Annotated in this window: 15 protein-coding genes; 8 read left to right on the plus strand and 7 right to left on the minus strand. The window is 54.0% G+C overall.

The features are described from left to right. Positions 1-118: 118 nt before the first annotated feature. The 3 genes from RTM13_RS13365 to RTM13_RS13375 form a co-directional block, all read right to left on the minus strand. Positions 119-1057, minus strand: a complete 939-nt coding sequence (locus RTM13_RS13365) for a DMT family transporter (RefSeq protein WP_312212479.1) — start codon at positions 1055-1057, stop codon at positions 119-121. Positions 1058-1132: 75 nt separating this feature from the next. Next, on the minus strand, positions 1133-1957 hold the full coding sequence (locus tag RTM13_RS13370) for an AraC family transcriptional regulator (RefSeq protein WP_312212480.1): 825 nt from the start codon (positions 1955-1957) through the stop codon (positions 1133-1135). An 80-nt stretch (positions 1958-2037) separates the two neighbouring features. After that, positions 2038-2886 carry an SDR family oxidoreductase gene (locus tag RTM13_RS13375; protein WP_312212481.1) on the minus strand — a complete coding sequence of 283 codons (849 nt, stop codon included), beginning with the start codon at positions 2884-2886 and terminating at the stop codon, positions 2038-2040. Between the two features lie 83 nt (positions 2887-2969). Between RTM13_RS13375 and RTM13_RS13380 the strand changes: the two genes are divergently transcribed. After that, on the plus strand, positions 2970-3362 hold the full coding sequence (locus RTM13_RS13380) for a helix-turn-helix domain-containing protein (protein WP_312212482.1): 393 nt from the start codon (positions 2970-2972) through the stop codon (positions 3360-3362). 49 nt (positions 3363-3411) lie between these two features. On the opposite strand, the gene RTM13_RS13385 is transcribed toward RTM13_RS13380, so the two are convergent. Next, positions 3412-5358, minus strand: a complete 1947-nt coding sequence (locus RTM13_RS13385; RefSeq protein ID WP_312212483.1) for a bifunctional 2',3'-cyclic-nucleotide 2'-phosphodiesterase/3'-nucleotidase — start codon at positions 5356-5358, stop codon at positions 3412-3414. 185 nt (positions 5359-5543) lie between these two features. Here RTM13_RS13385 and cysQ point away from each other — a divergent pair, with 185 nt between their 5' ends. Next, positions 5544-6290: a 3'(2'),5'-bisphosphate nucleotidase CysQ gene (cysQ, locus tag RTM13_RS13390; protein ID WP_312212484.1), complete on the plus strand. Its 747-nt coding sequence runs from the start codon at positions 5544-5546 to the stop codon at positions 6288-6290. 3 nt (positions 6291-6293) lie between these two features. On the opposite strand, the gene RTM13_RS13395 is transcribed toward cysQ, so the two are convergent. After that, positions 6294-6851 carry a YtfJ family protein gene (locus RTM13_RS13395; protein ID WP_312212624.1) on the minus strand — a complete coding sequence of 186 codons (558 nt, stop codon included), beginning with the start codon at positions 6849-6851 and terminating at the stop codon, positions 6294-6296. A 327-nt stretch (positions 6852-7178) separates the two neighbouring features. Here RTM13_RS13395 and RTM13_RS13400 point away from each other — a divergent pair, with 327 nt between their 5' ends. Beyond that, a complete protein-coding gene (locus RTM13_RS13400) occupies positions 7179-7385 on the plus strand; it encodes a DUF1107 domain-containing protein (RefSeq protein ID WP_042388447.1) in 207 nt (68 codons plus the stop codon). Positions 7386-7462: 77 nt separating this feature from the next. Here RTM13_RS13400 and RTM13_RS13405 read toward each other — a convergent pair whose 3' ends face one another. Continuing rightward, on the minus strand, positions 7463-8800 hold the full coding sequence (locus RTM13_RS13405) for a hemolysin family protein (protein ID WP_312212485.1): 1338 nt from the start codon (positions 8798-8800) through the stop codon (positions 7463-7465). Positions 8801-9113: 313 nt separating this feature from the next. On the opposite strand from RTM13_RS13405, the gene RTM13_RS13410 reads away from it, so the two are divergent. The 3 genes from RTM13_RS13410 (at position 9114) to RTM13_RS13420 (ending at position 14196) form a co-directional block, all read left to right on the plus strand. Further along, entirely contained in the window at positions 9114-10094 is a 981-nt protein-coding gene (locus tag RTM13_RS13410; RefSeq protein ID WP_312212486.1) for a hypothetical protein, read from the plus strand. Positions 10095-10198: 104 nt separating this feature from the next. After that, positions 10199-13039 (plus strand): hypothetical protein, encoded by a 2841-nt coding sequence (locus RTM13_RS13415; protein ID WP_312212487.1) that lies wholly within the window; start codon positions 10199-10201, stop codon positions 13037-13039. A gap of 41 nt (positions 13040-13080) precedes the next feature. Further along, entirely contained in the window at positions 13081-14196 is a 1116-nt protein-coding gene (locus RTM13_RS13420) for an RHS repeat-associated core domain-containing protein (protein WP_312212488.1), read from the plus strand. A 110-nt stretch (positions 14197-14306) separates the two neighbouring features. On the opposite strand, the gene msrA is transcribed toward RTM13_RS13420, so the two are convergent. Further along, positions 14307-14951 (minus strand): peptide-methionine (S)-S-oxide reductase MsrA, encoded by a 645-nt coding sequence (gene msrA, locus RTM13_RS13425; protein ID WP_312212489.1) that lies wholly within the window; start codon positions 14949-14951, stop codon positions 14307-14309. A gap of 210 nt (positions 14952-15161) precedes the next feature. Here msrA and tamA point away from each other — a divergent pair, with 210 nt between their 5' ends. Together tamA and tamB are read left to right on the plus strand one after the other, a co-directional pair. Next, complete coding sequence (tamA, locus tag RTM13_RS13430; RefSeq protein WP_312212490.1) at positions 15162-16895, plus strand: autotransporter assembly complex protein TamA; 1734 nt, start codon at positions 15162-15164, stop codon at positions 16893-16895. After that, positions 16892-20668, plus strand: coding sequence for an autotransporter assembly complex protein TamB (gene tamB, locus RTM13_RS13435; protein WP_312212491.1), 3777 nt, complete (start codon positions 16892-16894; stop codon positions 20666-20668). The genes tamA and tamB overlap by 4 nt, the downstream gene beginning before the upstream one ends. Positions 20669-20670 lie beyond the last annotated feature (2 nt).

Consider the following 20670-nt stretch of genomic DNA (forward strand, 5'->3'; position numbering starts at 1 on the left):
GGCACTGCGTTTGCCCGGCCTACATTGGGCACGGAGTGGTTTGTAGGCCCGGTAAGCGTAGCGCCACCGGGCATTATTGTTGATGCTGCAATGCCGGGCGGCACGGCGTTTGCCCGGCCTACTGGACCGGTTTTCCCCTCACGGCTAAAGTCACACCCACTACCAGCAGCAGAATACCGGATGCGGTCAGCACGGGCGGCAGGCTCTGGCGCAGCAGGAAGGTATAGAGCAGTCCTGCCAGGGTTTCAAAGACAATCAGCGGACCTAAAATTACTGTCGGCAGCTTCTGGCTGGCGATATTCCAGCACAGTGCGCCCACCCATGAGCAGAGCACGGCGATCGCCACCATCAATCCAACGAACAGGCCCGGACGGGGACCAAACGGCAGCGTGAACTCGGGTTGCTGAACGCCTAACCAGCCGCATACCGCCACATACCCTAACAACGAAACCGGCAGGGTCACCAGCGCCTGTGCGGTCGCCCACATCATTGGGTTTTTATCCGGATTATCCCGCAGCCAGCGAGCATTACGCAGCGCATACCATGCCCAGCACACCACTGAGATGACGGCCAGCAGGATCCCGGAGACGTAGCGCCATCCGTCCGCACCGGTTACGCCGTGCCGCAGCTCGGCAACGTTGACGCACGCCAGGCCCACGGCAATGCAGACCAGGGCGGGAACCATCTTCGACCACGCCAGCTTGCCGTCGTGGCGGCTGTAGAGCAGGTTGGCGAAGACCGGGATCACCACGGGCAGAGTGCCGATTATCATGGTTGATACGGGCGCACCAGTGCGCTGAATAGCGCTTGCCAGGCAGGCGTAATAGATCAGGTTGCCCATCATGGTCAGCTCCAGCGCAGTGAGCCAATCCCGGCGGGCTAGCTTTTTCAGGCGCTTACGGCCCAGCCATGCCAGCGGCAGGGCGATAAGCCCCAGCGCCAGATAGCGCCCCATCGACTGCAATAGCGCCGGGTACTCCGGCACAATTAATGGCCCGACAAAAATCAGTCCCCACATTAAACCTGCAAGCAGGGCATACAACACACCGCTAATCATTTATTCCATCCATCTATTCAAGTCTGCATGCAGTGTAGGAAGGCAATGGGCGGCCGTATTGTACGAGATTGCGCATTAGCGCCGGACCACCTGTTTCTGGTAGCGCACCGGGGTGATGCCGTAGCGGCGGGTAAAGGCGCGGGTAAGGTGCGACTGGTCTGTCAGTCCGACAACGGCGGCAACGTCGGCGGCGGGCATCCCCTGGGTGAGAAAATCTTTAGCACGCCACAGGCGGATCGCCATCAGCATCTGGTGCGGCGTGACGTGAAAATGGGCCTTGAACTGGCGCTGGAAGTGGTACGGACTTAGGGAGACCACCTGCGCCAGCTCGTCGAGAGTAAGGGTATGCATATAGTTGTCGTGCAGGTAGTCACGCACGCGCTCAAAGCGGTGGCCACCCTCTGCCTGCGCCGGTGCATGGCGAGCCAGCGGGCGGAAGGTGTCGATCAGATCCAGCAGCAGTCCCTGCTGAGCCAGCGGATCGTCGCTCTGCCAGAGGTGCTGGATCAGGGTATAGATCTGCCGGGAGCGGAGCGGATCGTAGCGGGTAGCCTCAGCGAACCACCAGTGGCGAATACCGGCGATCTGCTCCAACAAATTCGGTTCAAGGTAGATCATACGGTAGCGCCAGCCATCGTCGGCTGCTGCCTCGCCGGTGTGCAGCTCATCGGGGTTCATGGTGACCACCGAGCGGGCCGGGGCGACATGCTGTGCGCCGCGATAGCGAAAACGCTCCGCGCCAGCCTCTATCGTCCCGATGCCAAACGCTTCGTGGGTATGTGGTTCAAAAACGTAGCGGGAAATATGAGCGTGATAAAGCTCCACGCCCGGAAACTGCGCCAGATGGCGAAAGCGGGCGCTGTCTTTCTCATCGCTGAACTGTTCCGGTACGCCTTGCACTGGCTCTCTCCACGCGGGTCATCGCTTCATTATCAGGAATGGCCCGCCGGGATGCTACAAAAATAAACGATGCTGTCGGGTCACACGATGTCGCGAATGCTGTCATGAATCGGCGTGGTAGGGCGGCCAATTAATTTGCTCAGCGTGCGGCTGCCGTCAAACAGGCCACCTTTTGATGCGCCAACGTCCGAGTCCGCCAGCAGGTTAGCGAATGCCTCCGGCAGGCCTGCGCCTTTCAGCGCTTCAGCAAAGTCGGCTTCGCTGAGGTTCTGATAAACCACCGGTTTGCCACTCTGCTTGCTCAGCTCCGCCGCCAGCTCGCTGAGGGTCCAGGCCTCGTCACCCGCCAGCTCGTATACCTTGCCCGCATGGCCTTCGCTGCTCATCACCTTGGCCGCTGCCGCGGCATAGTCACCTCGGGTAGCGGAGGCGATTTTGCCTTCACCCGCGGAGCCGATAAACACGCCGTGCGCTAACGCCGCGGGAGCACTTGCCAGGTAGTTCTCGCTATACCAGCCGTTGCGCAGCAGGGCATAGGGGATACCAGATTCAGCTAGGTCCTGCTCGGTCTCCACATGCTCAACGTGCAGGCCCAGCGGGGAGCGGTCAGCATGCAGCAGGCTGGTGTAGGCGATGAATTTCACCCCCGCCGCCTTCGCCGCGTCGATGACGTTACGGTGCTGGGTAGCGCGCTGGCCCACTTCGCTGGAGGAGATCAGCAGCAGCTTCTCAACGCCCTCAAGGGCGGCCGTGAGCGCGGCCCGATCGGTATACTCCGCCTGGCGTACGGAGACGCCCTGCTGAGCCAGGGTTTCGGCTTTCGCCGGGTTACGCACAATGGCCACCAGCTGGCTGGCGGGGACGGTTTTCAGCAGTTCAGTAAAGGTTAGCTGGCCCAGGTGGCCGGTTGCGCCGGTAATGGCGATCATAGAATTTTCCTTCTTGTGGGTAGTGAGTTATGGCACACTAGCACCCTAACTAACTTTTAGTAAGTACGTACAAAAAGGTAAGTATGAAAATAACTAACGCACCCCAGACGCTAAGTGAACGGCTGCGCGAAGGTAACCTGTTCGCCGAGCAGTGTCCCTCCCGCGACGTGCTTAAGCATCTGACCAGCCGCTGGGGCGTGCTGGTGATGGTGGCCCTGCGAGACGGCACGCATCGCTTTAGCGATCTGCGCCGCAAGATGGGCGGTGTCAGCGAGAAGATGCTGGCGCAAACCTTACAGTGGCTGGAGCAGGACGGCTTTATCAACCGCGTGGCTTATCCGGTCGTGCCTCCGCACGTTGAGTACAGCCTGACGCCGCTGGGGGAGGAGGTAAGCGAGAAAGTCGCCGCGCTCGCCGACTGGATAGAGCTGAACCTGCCGGAAGTACTGGCGAAGCGCGACGAACGGGCGGCGTAGAGGTAGGGGGAAAACGCCCGGCGGCGCTCACGCTTGCCGGGCCTACGGGTTATTTCGCGTTTAGATTAACTTTGTAAATGGCGAACCCGATGTCGTCGTTGCCGACCTGGCTCATCGGATACTGAGCCTTCTCTTTGATAAATGCCGCCGCCTTCGCAGAGGGGGAGGTCTCAAAGCGAATATCCAGCGCCGTATCGCTGTGGATCGGTGCAAGACGCCAGTTGTTGTCTGCCGCCGGGTGGATCGCCCCAGTTCGGACTGATTCAGCGCTTATCCACGCCGCGAGCACGGAGCGGTTCTCATCCGGCGAGGCAAAGGCGATGTGGCTGTCACCCGTCCCGGCAAACTTGCCGCCGTAGGCGCGATAGTTGTTGGTAGCCACCAGGAAAGTGGCGTTAGGGTCGATCGGCTTGCCGTTGAAGGTCAGGTTTTTAATGCGTTCCGCCTGTGGATTCACGCTCTGGCATTCGCCGTCATAGCGGGCGGGCTGGGTGACATCGACCTGATAATTGACGCCGTCAATCACGTCAAAGTTATAGGTGCGGAAGGTATCCCAGTTAATCAGCGACTGCGGCTTGCTGCTGCGCGGATCGATCTGGTTAAACTGCCCGGCAGAGCACTCCAGCCACTCCTTCACCTCTTTCCCGCTGGCCTTCACCACCACCAGCGTGTTCGGATAGAGGTAGAGATCGGCGGCGTTGCGGAAGGTCAGCTGACCCTTCTCCACCTCGACGAAGCTGGCCGGATCGTTCTTACGACCGCCAGCTTTGAATGGCGCGGCGGCGGAGAGCACTGGCAGTGAGGCCAGATCCGGATCGCCCTGAATATAGCGCTCTACGTAGGCCTTCTGCGCCATGTTGACCACCTGCACGGTCGGGTCATCCTGCACCAGCGACAGGTAGCTGTACATGTTATCGGCAGACTGCCCGATGGGCTTGCTGACAAACTCCCGGGTGGCGTCATGAGATGCCTTCAGAACGGAAACCAGCTTGCTCTCTTCTGCCGCCAGTGACTTCTTCGTTGCCGCATCGTAGATGGGCCGCGCTTCGGCGCGGGAGTGGGTCACCTGCCATTTGCCGCTGTCGTTGTTTAACACTAAATCGACTACGCCAAGATGATCGCCCCACATGCCGGGCATTACCGCCGGTACGCCGTTAAGGGTACCGTTGGTGATATCCGCGCCTTTAATATCGGCAAAATCTTTACCGGGGAAGACCGCATGGGCGTGTCCAAAGAGGATCGCGTCAACGCCGGGTACCTCGCTGAGGTAGTAAACTGAGTTCTCCGCCAACGCCTTGTACGGCTCGGATGAGAGTCCGGAGTGAGCAATTACTACCACGACGTCCGCCCCTTTGCTGCGCATCTCCGGAACGTACTTACGTGCGGTCTCGGTAATATCGTTCACCGTTACCTTGCCGCTGAGGTTGGCTTTATCCCAGGTCATGATCTGCGGTGGCACAAAGCCGATATAGCCAATGCGCAGGGTCTGCGTTTTGCCCTCTTTATCCTTAACCGTGGTCTCTTTGATCAGGTAAGGCGTGAACAGTGGCTTTTGCGTTTTTACGTCGATGATATTGGCATTCACGTAGGGGAATTTCGCCCCGGCCAGCGCGCGGTGCAGATAATCCAGGCCATAGTTGAACTCATGGTTGCCGAGGTTACCCACCGCATAGTCGAGCGTATTCATCGCCTTATAGACCGGGTGTACCTCGTTCTGGGTTAATCCTTTCGCCGCCATGTAATCCCCCAGCGGACTACCCTGAATGACATCGCCGTTATCCACCAGCACGCTATTGGCGGCCTCCTGGCGAGCGGCATTAATTAGCGTTGCGGTGCGTACCAGGCCGAACTTCTCCGTCGGCGTATCTTTGTAGTAGTCAAAGTCCATCATGTTGCTATGCAGATCGGTGGTTTCCAGCAGGCGGAGATCCACGGTAGCGGCCTGGGCACCGACCGCCGTCAGCATGGCCAGGAGCGTTGCACTAAACTTAATCATCAGAGAGTCCTTTTCGATCTAATCCACAAAAGAGAATGTATTTACATTTGGTTGCTTACAAATTTGTGAATCTTGCCATAAAAGTGAGCGATAAAACCGCAAGCGTGGTCACAGATGGCAGTTCTGGTCGTGATAGGGTATAAGTAAAACAACGAGTTAAAACCACTGACACAGAGAGGTGGAGAATGTTAGAAGCAATTTGTCAGCTCGCGCAGGAAGCGGGCGAAGCCATCATGCAGGTTTACGACGGGAACAGCCCGATAGACGTAAACCGTAAAACTGACGATTCGCCGGTAACTGCGGCGGATATCGCGGCCCACGAGGTGATTGTCAAAGGTTTGCAAGCACTCACTCCGGATATCCCGGTGCTCTCGGAAGAAGATCCTCCGGCCTGGAGCATTCGCCAGCACTGGCAGCGCTACTGGCTGGTGGATCCGCTGGACGGTACCAAAGAGTTCATCAAGCGCAACGGCGAGTTCACCGTCAATATTGCGTTGATTGAAGAGGGTAAGCCGGTGCTGGGCGTAGTCTATGCCCCGGTATTGAAGGTGATGTACAGCGCGGCAGAGGGTAAGGCCTGGAAAGAGGAGAACAACATCCGTAATCCGATCCAGGTGCGTGAAGCCCGTCCGCCACGGGTGGTCATTAGCCGCTCCCATGCCGCTAACGACAACGAGCTGAAAGAGTATCTGGAGCAAATGGGCGAACACCAGACGACGGCGATCGGTTCGTCGCTCAAGTTCTGTCTGGTAGCAGAGGGCGAGGCGCAGCTCTATCCTCGCTTTGGGCCAACCAGCGTCTGGGATACCGCCGCGGGCCACGCGGTGGCGGTCGCTGCCGGGGCGCACGTCCATGACTGGCAGGGAAAAACGTTGGACTACACGCCGCGTGAATCTTTCCTCAACCCCGGTTTCCGCGTCTCTATTTTTTAGCCTTTAGCTCTCCAGCAGCTTACGCAGCAGGGCAACTACCTGCTGCGACTCCTGCGGGGTTAGTGCGCCATCTTTGGCATAGTGCACCCGCCCCTCTTTATCCAGCACTGCGACGGCGGAGCTCTCCTCCTGTAACTGCCAGGCCTTACGGGTTACCCCTTCGCTATCAACGATAAACTGTGACCAGGGATAGAGCTGTTTGTTGCTCTCAATGCTGCTGCGTACAAACATGGCAGAGCCTGGAATAGCATCATCGGTATTGATAATTGTGGTGGTCTGATAGCGGTCGTGCGGCAAATTAGCCGTCTTAATCGCCTCGATCAGCGCGGCATTCTTATCTTTCGCCGAAGTACGACCAGCGATGTGCATCACCACGCGAACTTTTCCGGTTAGCTGCGCGCTATTCCAGTTTTTATAGCTAAACTTATCATTATTGAGGACCAGCTCTCCCCGATCGGCCACGCCCACGGGGGGCACGCGCTGATTCTCTTCGAAGCGGTGAGCCGAGGCCACCAACGGCAGCAGCAGGCAGGTTACAGCCAGAGTCTTGCGTAACGTCATCATGTTTCCCTTATTAAGTGCAGGTGATCCGACCACTTGGTCTCTGCTTTTAATGATAAGTGCATTTAATCTTCTTTTCTCGCAAATGGGGTGCCAGTTTGCGGGCGGACGCACACATTTGCGCAAAAACCATGGCTTATACTGTACTGCTCAAAACCCGGAATAGAAAATTCTGATTAATTGTCATCAAACGGTAAATAAACTTATTCATACTGGGTATCAATGAGTTTGTGGTCTATAGTCACTGGGCAACAAAATTTGCGTTCATCAAAGTCGAGCCAATTGTGGCGTCGCTTGAGCGTAAGATTCAGCAGGAGAGATAGAAGAATGAAAATTTTCCAACGTTACAATCCGCTCCAGGTAGCGAAGTACGTGAAGATCCTGTTTCGTGGACGGTTGTATATCAAGGATGTAGGCGCTTTTGAGTTCGACAAGGGTAAAATCCTGGTCCCGAAAGTAAAAGATAAGCAGCACTATTCTGTGATGTCTGAAGTCAATCGTCAGGTTATGCGACTGCAAACCGATATGGCGTAACAACGTGCTATGCAGTAGTTCAGTAACATAATAAGACGGCCCCAGATGGGGCCGTTGATGTTTCCAGGGAAGGGGACTTATGCCGCGCCTTTATTCTCGGCATCCGGCAGCTTCGGCGTTAGCGTGGCCGGCTTGCTGTCGAGGCGGGTCACCAGCAGCTGGTCGATGCGGTAGTTATCGATATCTACCACCTCAAACTTATAGCCGGAAAACTTCACTGAATCGGTGCGTTTCGGGATTTTTCGCAGCATAAACATCATAAAGCCGCCGATGGTTTCGTAGTTGCCGGACTGCGGGAACTCATCGATATCCAGCACGCGCATCACGTCGTCGATGGGCGTACCGCCGTCGATAAGCCAGGAGTTCTCATCGCGGGCAACGATCTGATCCTCCTGACCCTGGCCGACTAAATCGCCCATCAGGGTAGTCATCACGTCGTTGAGGGTAATGATCCCCACCACCAACGCATACTCGTTCATAATCACCGCGAAGTCTTCCCCCGCCGCCTTAAAGCTCTCCAGCGCCTCGGAGAGGGTCAGGGTATCCGGCACGATCAGCGTATTACGGATCTGCACGCCGCTGTTCAGCGCCAGACTCTGGTTGGCCAGCACGCGGTTAAGCAGATCTTTGGAATCGACGTAGCCCACGATGTGATCGATATCCTGATTACAGACCAGGAACTTAGAGTGCGGATGCTCCGCCACCTTGCTCTTCAGGCTCTGCTCATCTTCGTGCAGATCGAACCAGATGACGTTTTCGCGCGAGGTCATGGAGGACGGCACGGTGCGCGACTCCAGCTCAAACACGTTCTCAATCAGCTCGTGCTCCTGCTTACGCAGCACGCCTGCCAGCGCCCCGGCCTCAAATACCGCGTAAATATCATCGGAAGTGAGGTCGTCCTTACGCTCCATCGGTAGCTTGAAGATGCGGAAGATAACGTTGGCCAGCCCGTTAAAGAACCATACCAGCGGACGGAAGATAAACAGGCAGAAGCGCATCGGGTTGATGATACGCAAAGCCACGGCTTCGGGCGCAATCATACCGATGCGTTTCGGGGTCAGGTCAGCAAAGAGAATGAACAGCCCGGTCACGAGGGTAAAGGAGATAATAAAGCTCAGCCGATCCGCCAGCTCCGGCGACACCACGTTGAGCAGCACGCTGTAAAAGGCCGGGGAGAACGCCGCGTCGCCCACGATACCGCCAAGAATCGCGACGGCATTAAGGCCGATCTGCACAACGGTAAAGAAGGTACCAGGGTTTTCCTGCATTTTCAGGATGCGCTGGGCGTTGATATTGCCGTCGTCGGCAAGCAGCTTAAGTTTGATTTTACGGGAGGCCGCAAGCGAAATCTCCGACAGCGAGAAGAACGCACTTACGGCAATCAGACAAAGTATCAGTAGAATACTGTTTAACATATCTTATCCAGCCATCGGCCAGATCCTCAAGAAGGGAAGGTTGAAAATCCATGTAATACATCAGGTAAACGCCGATCCACAGCGAGTGGACCTGCGATCCAGGGCCTAGTATAGCGTAAGCCGGGGGAGGGCTGCCAGCGTCGCCAGTACAATGTTTAAACAGTAAAGAGCGTGCGCCATTAATCTAATGAGTCCAAATATCAGGCATAGCGCCCTATAAAAAGGGCTTTTTTAAAAGAAACAGAGCAACTAGCTTTATAAAAGCCAGACTGATTTCCCTTCTTAATAATCAATTTATTGTTGAGGTATCGTCATGAGTTCAAATTACTATTCCCAAACGCCTAATTTTGTTAGCGCCTTCTCTGAGGACGTGGATCCGCGTACGCGACTGTTTAGCTTTCAGCACTCGCTGGGGCAGCTTATTGGCAATAATGCGATGGGTCCGGAGTTTAATTTCTCTATAAGCTACTCTGCTACTACCAACGTTGACTATTTTGATTTGGGTATAGGAATACAGTTAGCGCTGACTATTTATGATGCCTCTAGTGCACAGCTTTCATTAGCTTCAGGTGAAAGTTACAAGGTGAATACATCGACAAACCCGCCTTTTGTTGAACAAAATAAAATGCGCACCTTTGATTTTATCCAGACAACTGTCGCGGATGGGAGCACCGGTTATCGGGTAACGGAGCATGATGGCAGCATTACTGATTTAAGCGAGTATGATGAGGGACAATTTGTTCCAATTAGAATGTATACCTCGTTAGGATACTCTTTAAACTTTGACTGGGTATCTACCTCACGGGGGTGGGTACTCGGCTCTATTCGTGATGACAGCAACGTCACTCTTTTAACGCTCGATCATGATTACGGCACATTAACCTTCTATCCAGGCTCCACTGAAGAATATACGCTTACGCTAACTAAAGAGAATGGCTACCTCACTAATATTTCCCACTCAGGGCTGCCTGAAGGTGATTGGCAATATAATTATGCTGATATCGGTATGGGTAATGGGCTTTTGACGCTAGTTGAAACTCGTTCAATTACCGGCTTATTAAAAACTGTCACCTATAATAACGGGCTTCAGGACGGGCTAATGCTCTTTCCCACCGCATCAGGACAGGGTGCGTTACCTGCGGTAACGGAACTGGTTATCTCGCCTGGCTTTGGCCAGCCGGATATGGTTACAACATATACACCAGTTCGCCTCAGGGCTTTCCTAACTACCTGGGATACGACGCCCCACAGGGTGGTAGCTGGGATCCTTCGACTGACTACTCTCTTACTTTGATTGGGCAGGACTATTTCTACTCGACTATCCTGACGCAAACCGACAGTGACGGGCAGGAGATTGTCACAACTTATACCTATAACAACTACCATCTGTTAAGTAAAATGGAAGTCGTTCAGGGCGATACATACTACGCTGCCGAAACTTACTATTACGCTGACGCGTGGCAAGAGGATAATCCCAATACTACTTTTGACGAACTGCCTGCCCAGTATCAATATCCGCTAACTCAAACGTTAACGTGGCGTGACAGCAGCGGCTCACGTAATGAACTCACACAGTACCAGTACGATGATTTTGGTAATCTGACGCAGCAGATCGATCCCGACGGCACGCAGACTGACTACGAGTTTTACAGTGCGGACGGTGAAGCGGATAGCGCCGATGGTTATACGGGTTGTCCTCCTGACCCGCACGGCTTTGCTAATTTAATGAAGAGCAAAAAAGTGACGGCTGCGCCCTCGGATTATGACGATGTTCCTGTTCGGTTAACTTATTATCGTTACGGCTCGCTCGATGCGCTGGACGATAGACCTATGACAACCAGCATTGTTAGCATTAAAGAGTCAATGGTGAAATTAACTGGCGACGACAAACAGCCATTGACTACGCTGGACACGCAATACTATTCAGATGATAAGAATTCCTTAAATTATGGTCGTGTCGCTAATAAGGCTACGACAGTTTATGGTAAAGATTCTAACGGCATCATTAATCCTTATTTAATAAATGAAGAATATGTGTATAGCTTAGAGAATGAGGCTATTCAGAGCGCGTTGACCCTGACAAGTTATGATGGTTTTACGCTAAATGGCGTAACGAAACATTCCTCTTACTCGAATAAAATTATTTCGCTGACGGATTTTAAAGGTACGCCATACACTTATTATTATAATCCTGCTGGTCACTTTTCTAAAATGTACGTACATGAAGGAAATGCCGATGGGTACGAAAGGATTATGCACGCTGATTATGTTATGGATTTTAACGGATCAGGAGGAGTTACTACACTTAGCACAACTTTTACAAACTTTGAAAATAATGTTTCCAGACTTAATTATGATTCTATGGGGAGAGTCATCTCTATTGAAAAAAAAGCCACAGAACAGATTGATGAAGATTTTAGCACGGTGTTATTACGACGCTATGATACGCTTGGGCGTATTGAGTATGAGTCTCTAGTGGATAGCTATCTTGATAGTAACAATACCATACAATCAATGACTATCAATATTGGAACACAGTTTGACGAATGGGGACACCCCTGTGCTCATAATTTTTTCTGCGATAGTAATAGTCCTGATACCAGCGTTTACTTAACGCATGTATCGCAGTTTTTGGTTGTTAAAAATACATATAGTAAAAATATTAAATCTTCTGCCGGGAAAACAGCATCAAACTATCAAATTGTGATGAATAACCAAGACGTATCTGAGTCGGTTACCGTATTTGATGCAGAAGGCAATCAGTATTCCAGCACGCACTCATATTATGATGGTCTCAAGCGACTGCGTCAGTTCAAAGACCAGATGGGTCATCTTACCGTTTATGAATATGATGAGTTCGATCGCATTTATAAAACAACTTATCCTGATGGAACGGTTGTAACTCAGGCTTATGCGCCTCAGTTTAGTCACGCATTAGTAACTAGCGTGACTGTAACTGACTTAGATGGTAAAGATTATCAGATAGGGATTCGAGAGTTCGATGGATTGGGGCGCATCAAGAATTCGACCGTTGGCGGACGTTATGAATCTTATAGCTATACAGACAATACCAACGATCCGCACACGTTTACTGATAGCCTAAATCGAATTTTCACTTATGGTTACGACCCTATGCTGGAAAATGCATTAACTTCCATAGTTGTTGATTATAATGGACAAAAGAGTGAGCAGGGTTATACCTATTTTAAAAATAGTGGACTGCTTGAAACCGCTACCGAATCCGGTCAAGGGGAGAATTCTTATACATGGTATTCATCAGGGCAGGTTTCTACGGAAACCGTTACTAACAATATTGGGAGTAAAACGCCCTCCTTCACCTGGAGCGTATTAAATAAGCCTGTAAGCTATATCGATATTACTGGTAATTCGCAGTGGACAGATTACTTCACGTCAGGAAAAGACGCAGCTAAAACTGAAACGATTAGCGATCCTGTTGTCACAATCACTTTTACCTATGATGATTTTGGGCGACTGGAGACCCAAACGACGGAATCCATAGACGGAAGCGCGACTCTTGAGACGAAAATTCTCTACGATGACTATGGTCGGGAACAGACTCGCATACTTACACCCGGTACTGGAGATGTTATTACGATTACAACTGGATACCAGGAAAATAACCAGATTACCCACTATAAAGTCGAGCAGGGAATAGAGACGCTTAGTGATAATACTTATCACTATGACCCACGTAACAGACTTAATAGGCATGAGTGTAGCGGCAGTTCTCTTCCAAAAGATGGTTACGGACAGGCATTCACTTCTCAGGAATTTGAATATGATAGTCTGAATAATATACTGACTTGTACCACAGTCAATGAAAATGGCATGACCGATACTGCAAAATTTACCTATTTAAACAGTGATGACCCTACCCAACTTACCACAATTGAGCACAGTGGAAACCCGGCTTATCCACCCATTATCAATTTGAGCTACTATGATGATGGGCAGCTTCAATATGACGAAGCTGGGCGTACTTTAACCTATGATGCATCGGGACGTTTATTTAGCATTAATACCCCTGAAGGTGCGCAGGCAAGCTATGGCTATAACGCTTTGCACCAGCTCGTCTACCAGTCAATAAACAGTAATGAGCAGTACCTCTACTATTGTGAATCTCAATTAGTTAATCAGGTTCGCCAAAGCGAGCAACAGCAGGATCGAATTATTTCTGGCCTGGCAGGTAATGCTGCGGTAAGCCACGAGGAGCTGTAGGAATATTATTAATGATATATTCAATCATTGGAGTGTAAACTATGTCTTTACAACTGATTGGCACCAACCAGAAAAACAGCACGCTGTTGGCTTGTGATGGCAACACACAGCAAGTTAACTTTTATTCTTCTTTTGGTAACGTAAACAGTGTACAGAATGGTCAACTGCCAGGTTTTAACGGCGAGCGACCAGATCCCTTTACTGGTGTTTCGCATTTAGGTAACGGCTATCGCGCCTATAATCCTATTCTAATGCGGTTTAACTGCCCTGACAATCAAAGCCCATTTGGCGTAGGGGGGATTAACCCTTACGCCTACTGTGAAAACGATCCGCTCAATTTCACCGACCCAAGTGGGCATGGAATAATAACATTAGCGATAAGAGCACTCCGGACTGTTTTTAAAGTTGTGAAAGTTTTGGCAAAGGTTATCGCGAAAACATCTCGTGTCATAACTGGTTTATCACAGATAGGAAAAATCGCAACCGGATTATCGGCTTATTCTGTTGCAAACAGAAACCCTGAAGCTGCAGTTAAATTAGCCCATGCCAGCTCTGCATTTGGATGGATTAATGTAGGAGCAGGATTTATCTCTAGTGTGGATGATGTTTACGGATCAATAAAAAGATTTAAAGAATATAGAGAGTTGAGTAAAGAACTGAGCCAAATACTTTCTGAGTCAATAACTGGAATAGATGAACTCGGTGCGGAAAATGGAAGTCTGGCCAGAGAGGCATCTGAGGCTATGAGCACGGTGTCTCATGATTACGAAGGCGTTGAAAATATTATAGAATCCGCCCCTGAAAAAAGCGTTAGAAGGCCGCGACTGCCATCTGTGGATAGGATGGATGTAGAAGAGGCTTCTCGCTTAGTCCTCCAGGTTATTGATAGTGCATCGCATACGGCCTCTGTAGCTTTAAAATCTGCCAGTAGTGCGATGAAGAAAAAAAACCCGGACATGTCGGAAAAATTGAAAATTTCATCAATGATAGTTGGGGAAATAGGTATCATTGCTTCCGTGCCTAAAACAATTGGAATACTTAAAAAAGCGGCAAAAAAAGAAGGGACAATCATTATCACTAACCGAAGAGTGTACTCATCTGAAGATATAGAGGTAACTTTACCCAGATATACCAGACTTGACTCGTCCTCTGCTTAAATCTCATTGAAACGCGCTAACACAAAGTAGCATAATCGATTAACTTATTTATATCATCATTGTTAAACGTGTTGCTGGCCCATGGGCCAGCAACTTAAATTATATCGATATCAACCCATCTTCTGCGGCGGCAGACACACGCCAATTCCACCGATCCCGCAGTACCCGTACGGGTTCTTATGCAGATACTGCTGGTGATCGTCCTCGGCATAGTAGAACGGGCCAGCGGTTTTGATCTCGGTAGTCACGGTGCGATCGTCCCCGGCGGCGCGCATCGCCTCCTGGAAGCGGGCCAGGCTCGCCTTCGCGGCAGCGTCCTGCTCCGGCGTCAGCGGATAGATGGCCGAGCGGTACTGCGTGCCGTGGTCGTTGCCCTGGCGCATGCCCTGGGCCGGATCGTGGTTCTCCCAAAAGACCTGTAAAAGCTGCTCGTAGCTAATCACGCTCGGGTCATAGACCACGCGCACGGCTTCGGCATGGCCAGTCTGGCCAGAGCACACTTCGCGATAGGTGGGGTTTGGCGTATAGCCGCCCGCATAGCCTGCCGCAGTGCTATAGACGCCAGGCAGCACCCAGAACAGGCGCTCCACGCCCCAGAAGCAGCCCATCGCAAACAGCGCGGTCTCCATCCCTTCCGGAACATGGGTCATTGAGTGTTCGTTAACGGCATGCAGGCTGGCAACCGGCATGGGTGTATTGCGTCCTGGCAATGCATCCGCTTGAGTAACAAGGTGTTTTTTATCAAATAGACTCACGGTGTGGCCTCCCAGGAACAGATATGTGATCGAGGTTGTAACGCAGCGTTGAATTGAACACAATAAATGCTGCAAATACGGCTAGATTTAAACATTAAGAAATATTGGGCTAGCCAGCCATTTTTCAACCCACTATGGTGGGTATTTGTTAAGCCGGGGAGCGGCATTTCGGTTTCCTTACCTCAGGAAGCCTGATATTCAGGAGAGAACGTGCCACACATCCGACTGATAGGTTTTGCCACTCTGCTGCTGGCAAGCGGGACGGCCTTAGCGGCAAACGTTCGTTTGCAGGTGGAGGGGTTAACGGGTGCGCTGCAAAAAAACGTCCGCGCCCAGCTCTCGACCATTGAGAGCGACGAAGTGACTGCGGATCAGCGTTTCCGCGCCCGCGTTGATGATGCTATCCGCGATGGATTAAAAGCGCTGGGCTACTATGAGCCAACTATCGATTTTGAACTGCGTCCACCGCCGGCGAAAGGTCGCCAGGTATTGATTGCCCGCGTCTCGCCCGGCACGCCTGTGCGCGTAGGGGGAACGGATGTGATCCTGCGCGGCGGGGCGCGCACCGACAGTGACTACCTCGATCTGCTAAAAACCCGTCCGGCGATCGGCACGGTACTGAATCACAACGACTATGACAGCTTTAAAAAGGGCCTTACCAGCGTTGCGCTGCGCAAAGGCTACTTCGACAGCGCCTTCAACAAAAGTCAGCTCGGCATCGCACTCGACCGCCATCAGGCCTTCTGGGATATCGACTACGACAGCGGGCAGCGCTACCGCTTCGGCAAGGTGACCTTTGAAGGCTCGCAGATCCGCGACGAATATCTGCAAAACCTGGTACCCTTCAAAGAGGGTGACGAGTACCAGACTAAAGATCTGGCGGAGCTGAACCGTCGTCTCTCCGCCACCGGCTGGTTTAACTCGGTGATTGTTGCCCCAGAGTTTGAAAAATCCCGCAAGACCAAGGTGCTACCGCTGCACGGCGTAGTCTCGCCGCGGACGCAGAATACGATTGAGACCGGGGTAGGCTACTCCACCGACGTTGGGCCACGCGTGAAGGCCACCTGGCGTAAGCCGTGGATCAACTCCTACGGCCACAGCTTTACCACCACCACCAGCATCTCGGCACCGGAGCAGCAGCTCGACTTTAGCTACAAGATGCCGCTGCTGAAAAACCCGCTGGAGCAGTACTACCTGGTGCAGGGCGGCTTTAAGCGTACCGATCTCAACGATACCGAGGCGGACTCCACTACTCTGGCGCTCTCCCGCTACTGGGATCTCTCCAGCGGCTGGCAGCGCGCCATTAACCTGCGCTGGAGCCTGGATCACTTTACCCAAGGGAGCGTGACCAACACCACGATGCTGCTCTATCCGGGGGTGATGATCAGCCGGACCCGCTCCCGGGGCGGCCTGATGCCGACCTGGGGTGACTCCCAGCGCTACTCCATCGACTATTCAAATACCGCCTGGGGTTCCGACGTCGACTTCTCCGTATTCCAGGCGCAGAACGTCTGGATCCGCACCCTCTACGATCGCCATCGCTTTGTGGTGCGCGGCAACCTCGGCTGGATTGAAACCGGCGACTTCGACCGGGTGCCGCCGGATCTGCGCTTCTTCGCCGGGGGCGATCGCAGCATCCGTGGCTATAAATACAAATCGATTTCACCAGAGGATGAAGAAGGCAAGCTGAAGGGGGCCTCGAAGCTGGCAACCGGCTCGCTTGAGTATCAGTATAACGTCACCGGCAAGTGGTGGGGCGCGGCCTTCGTCGACAGCGGCGAGGCGGTGAGCGACATCCGTCGCAGCGACTTTAAAACCGGCGCGGGCGTGGGCGTGCGTTGGGAGTCGCCGGTCGGGCCGGTGAAGCTCGACTTTGCTCTGCCCATCGCGGACGACGACAAACACGATCTACAGTTCTACATCGGTCTGGGGCCTGAATTATGAGTTTATGGAAGAAGATAAGCCTCGGAGTGGTGGTGTTTATTGTGCTGCTGCTGGGGGCGGTGGCGTTCCTGGTGGGCACCACCAGCGGGCTGCATATTCTGTTCAAGGCCGCCAACCGCTGGGTACCGGGGCTGGAGATTGGTCAGGTTACTGGCGGCTGGCGCGATCTGACCCTACGCAATATTCGCTACGACCAGCCCGGCGTGGCGGTTAACGCAGGGGAGATTCACCTCGAGGTAAAGCTTGCCTGCCTGCGGGACAGCAGCCTGTGCGTTAACGATCTGGCGCTAAAAGATATTAACGTGACGGTAGATAGCAGCAAAATGCCGCCTGCCGCTCAGGTAGAAGAGGAGGATAGCGGGCCGCTCGATCTCTCCACCCCGTATCCGATTACCCTCAGCCGCGTGGCGCTGAACAACGTCAATATCAAGATCGATAACACCACCGTCTCGGTGATGGACTTCACTACCGGTCTGGACTGGCAGGAGAAAAACCTGACCGTTAAGCCGACCTCGCTGCAGGGGCTGCTGATCGCCCTGCCGAAGGTGGCCGACGTGGCCCAGGAGCAGATCGTCGAGCCGAAGATCGAGCAGCCGAGGCCTGAGGAGAAGCCGCTCGGTGAAACGCTGAAGGATCTCTTCTCTAAGCCGGTGCTGCCGGAAATGACCGACGTCCACCTGCCGCTTAACCTCAATATCGAAGAGTTTCGCGGCGAGCAGCTGCGCCTCACCGGCGATAACGATATCCTGGTACGCAGCCTGCTGCTGAAGGTAAGCAGCATCGATGGCAATACCACCCTCGACACTCTTGATATCGACTCTAACCAGGGTACGGTCAACGCCAGCGGCACGGCGCAGCTGAGCAACAACTGGCCGGTGGATATCACCCTTAACAGCACCCTTAACGTCGATCCGCTTAAGGGCGAGAAGGTGAAGCTGAAGATCGGCGGCGCGCTGCGCGAGACCCTCGACGTGGGCGTTAACCTCTCCGGTCCGGTGGACATGGTGCTGCGGGCGAAGACGCAGCTGGCGGAGGCGGGGCTGCCCCTGAACCTGGACATCATCAGCGAGCAGCTCTACTGGCCCTTTACCGGCGAGCGGCAGTACCAGGCGGACGATCTGCGGCTGAAGCTGAGCGGTAAGATGACCGACTACACCCTTTCGTTCCGCACGGCGGTGAAAGGACAGCAGGTTCCGCCTGCGACCATTACGCTGGATGCGAAAGGTAACGAGCAGCAGATCAATCTCGACAAGCTGACCGTCGCCGCGCTGGAGGGCAAAACCGAGCTGAAGGCGCTGCTCGACTGGCAGCAGGCGATCAGCTGGCGTGGGGAGCTGACGCTCAACGGCATCAATACCGCTAAAGAGGTGCCCGACTGGCCGTCGAAGCTCAACGGTCTGATCAAAACCCGCGGTAGCCTCTACGGCGGCAGCTGGCAGATGGAAGTGCCGGAGATGAAAATCACCGGCAACGTCAAGAACAACAGGGTAAATGTCAACGGTTCGCTCAAGGGCAATAGCTATATGCAGTGGACCGTGCCGGGTCTGCATCTTGAACTGGGGCGCAACAGCGCCGACGTGAAAGGCGAGCTGGGCGTGAAAGCGCTGAACCTTGATGCCAACATCGACGCGCCGGGGCTGGATAACGCTCTCCCGGGCCTGGGCGGCACGGCGAAGGGGTTAGTGAAGGTGCGCGGCACGGTGGACGCGCCGCAGGTGCAGGCGGATATCACCGCCAATAATCTGCGCTGGCAGGAGCTATCCATCGCCCGCGTGCGCGTTGAGGGTGACGTAAAATCTACCGACCAGATCGCCGGTAACCTCACCGCTCGCGTGGAGCGTATTGTGCAGCCGGGCGTTAACCTGAGCCTGGTGACGCTGGATGCCAAAGGCAGCGAGAAGCAGCATGAGCTGAACCTGCGAGCGCAGGGCGAGCCGGTCTCCGGCCAGCTGCGGCTGGCGGGCAGCTTTGACCGCGCCAACCAGCGCTGGAAAGGTACCCTGAGCGATACGCGCTTTGCTACCCCGGTCGGGCCGTGGTCGCTGAACCGCGCCATCGCCCTGGACTACCGCGGCGAGGAGCAGAAGGTAAGCATCGGGCCACACTGCTGGACGAACCCGAACGCCGAGCTATGCGTACCTCAGACCGTGGACGCAGGCGCTGAGGGGCGGGCGGTGGTGAACCTGAACCGCTTCGACCTGGCGATGCTGAAGCCCTTTATGCCGGATACCACCCAGGCCAGCGGATCGTTTAGCGGCCGGGCGGACGTCAGCTGGGATACCACTAAACCAGGCCTGCCGCAGGGTGAAGTGACCCTGGCCGGGCGTAACGTGCAGGTAACGCAGACCGTCAATGATGCGCCGCTGCGGGTGGCGTTTGATACGCTCAACCTCAACGCGAAGCTGCGCGATAACCGGGCCGATCTCGGCTGGATGATGCGCCTCACCAATAACGGCCAGTTTGACGGCCAGGTGCAGGTCACCGATCCGCAGGGGCAGCGTAACCTCGGCGGCACGGTCAACATCCGCAACTTCTCCGTCGCGATGATCAACGCCATCTTCTCTCGTGGTGAGAAGGCAGCGGGGACCCTCAATGCGAATCTGCGGCTGGCGGGTAACGTGCAAAGCCCGCAGCTGTTTGGTCAGATGGGGCTGAACGGCGTAGATATCGATGCCAACTTTATGCCGTTTGAGATGCAGCCCAGCCAGCTGGCGATGAACTTCAACGGCCAAAGCTCCACGCTACAGGGTGTGGTGCGGACCCGACAGGGCGAGATCAACCTGAGCGGCAACGCCGACTGGAGCCAGATCGATAACTGGCGCGCGCGGATCGCGGCGAAGGGGAGCCGGGTACGCATTACCGTTCCACCGATGGTACGCCTGGATGCCTCCCCGGATGTGGTATTCGAAGCCACGCCGCAGCTCTTCACCCTCGACGGCAGCATTGACGTGCCCTGGGCGCGTATTGTGGTTCACGAAGTACCAGAGAGCGCAGTGGGGGTCTCCAGCGACGAAGTGATGCTCAACAGCCAGCTGCAGCCGGAGGAGCCGCAGAGCGCGGGCATCCCGATTAACAGTAATTTGACCGTTCACGTGGGCAATAACGTACGTCTGGACGCGTTTGGCTTAAAAGCACGCTTAACGGGCGATCTTAAAGTTGCTCAAGATAAACAAGGACTTGGGTTAAACGGGCAGATTAATATTCCCGAAGGACGCTTCCACGCGTACGGTCAGGATTTGATTGTGCGCAAAGGTGAGTTATTGTTCTCGGGTCCGCCGGATCAACCTTTGCTTAATATCGAAGCGATCCGTAACCCGGAATCCACCGAAAACGACGTGATTGCCGGTGTGCGTGTGACCGGAACCGCCGACGAACCGAAGGCGGAGATCTTCTCTGACCCGGCGATGTCGCAGCAGGAGGCGCTCTCTTATCTGCTTCGCGGTCAGGGGTTAGATAGCACGCAGAGTGACAGCGCAGCGATGACGTCGGCGCTGGTGGGCCTGGGCGTTGCCCAGAGCGGACAGGTTGTGGGTCGAATCGGCGAGACCTTTGGCGTTAGCAATCTGGCACTGGACACGCAGGGCGTAGGTGACTCCTCCCAGGTGGTGGTCAGCGGCTATGTTCTGCCGGGATTGCAGGTGAAGTATGGCGTGGGTATTTTTGACTCTCTGGCGACGCTCACGTTACGCTATCGCCTGATGCCTAAGCTATATCTGGAAGCGGTGTCTGGCGTAGACCAGGCACTAGATCTGCTCTATCAGTTTGAGTTTTAGCA

Source organism: Pseudescherichia sp. (assembly GCF_031979925.1).
Classification (GTDB): Bacteria; Pseudomonadota; Gammaproteobacteria; order Enterobacterales; family Enterobacteriaceae; genus Pseudescherichia.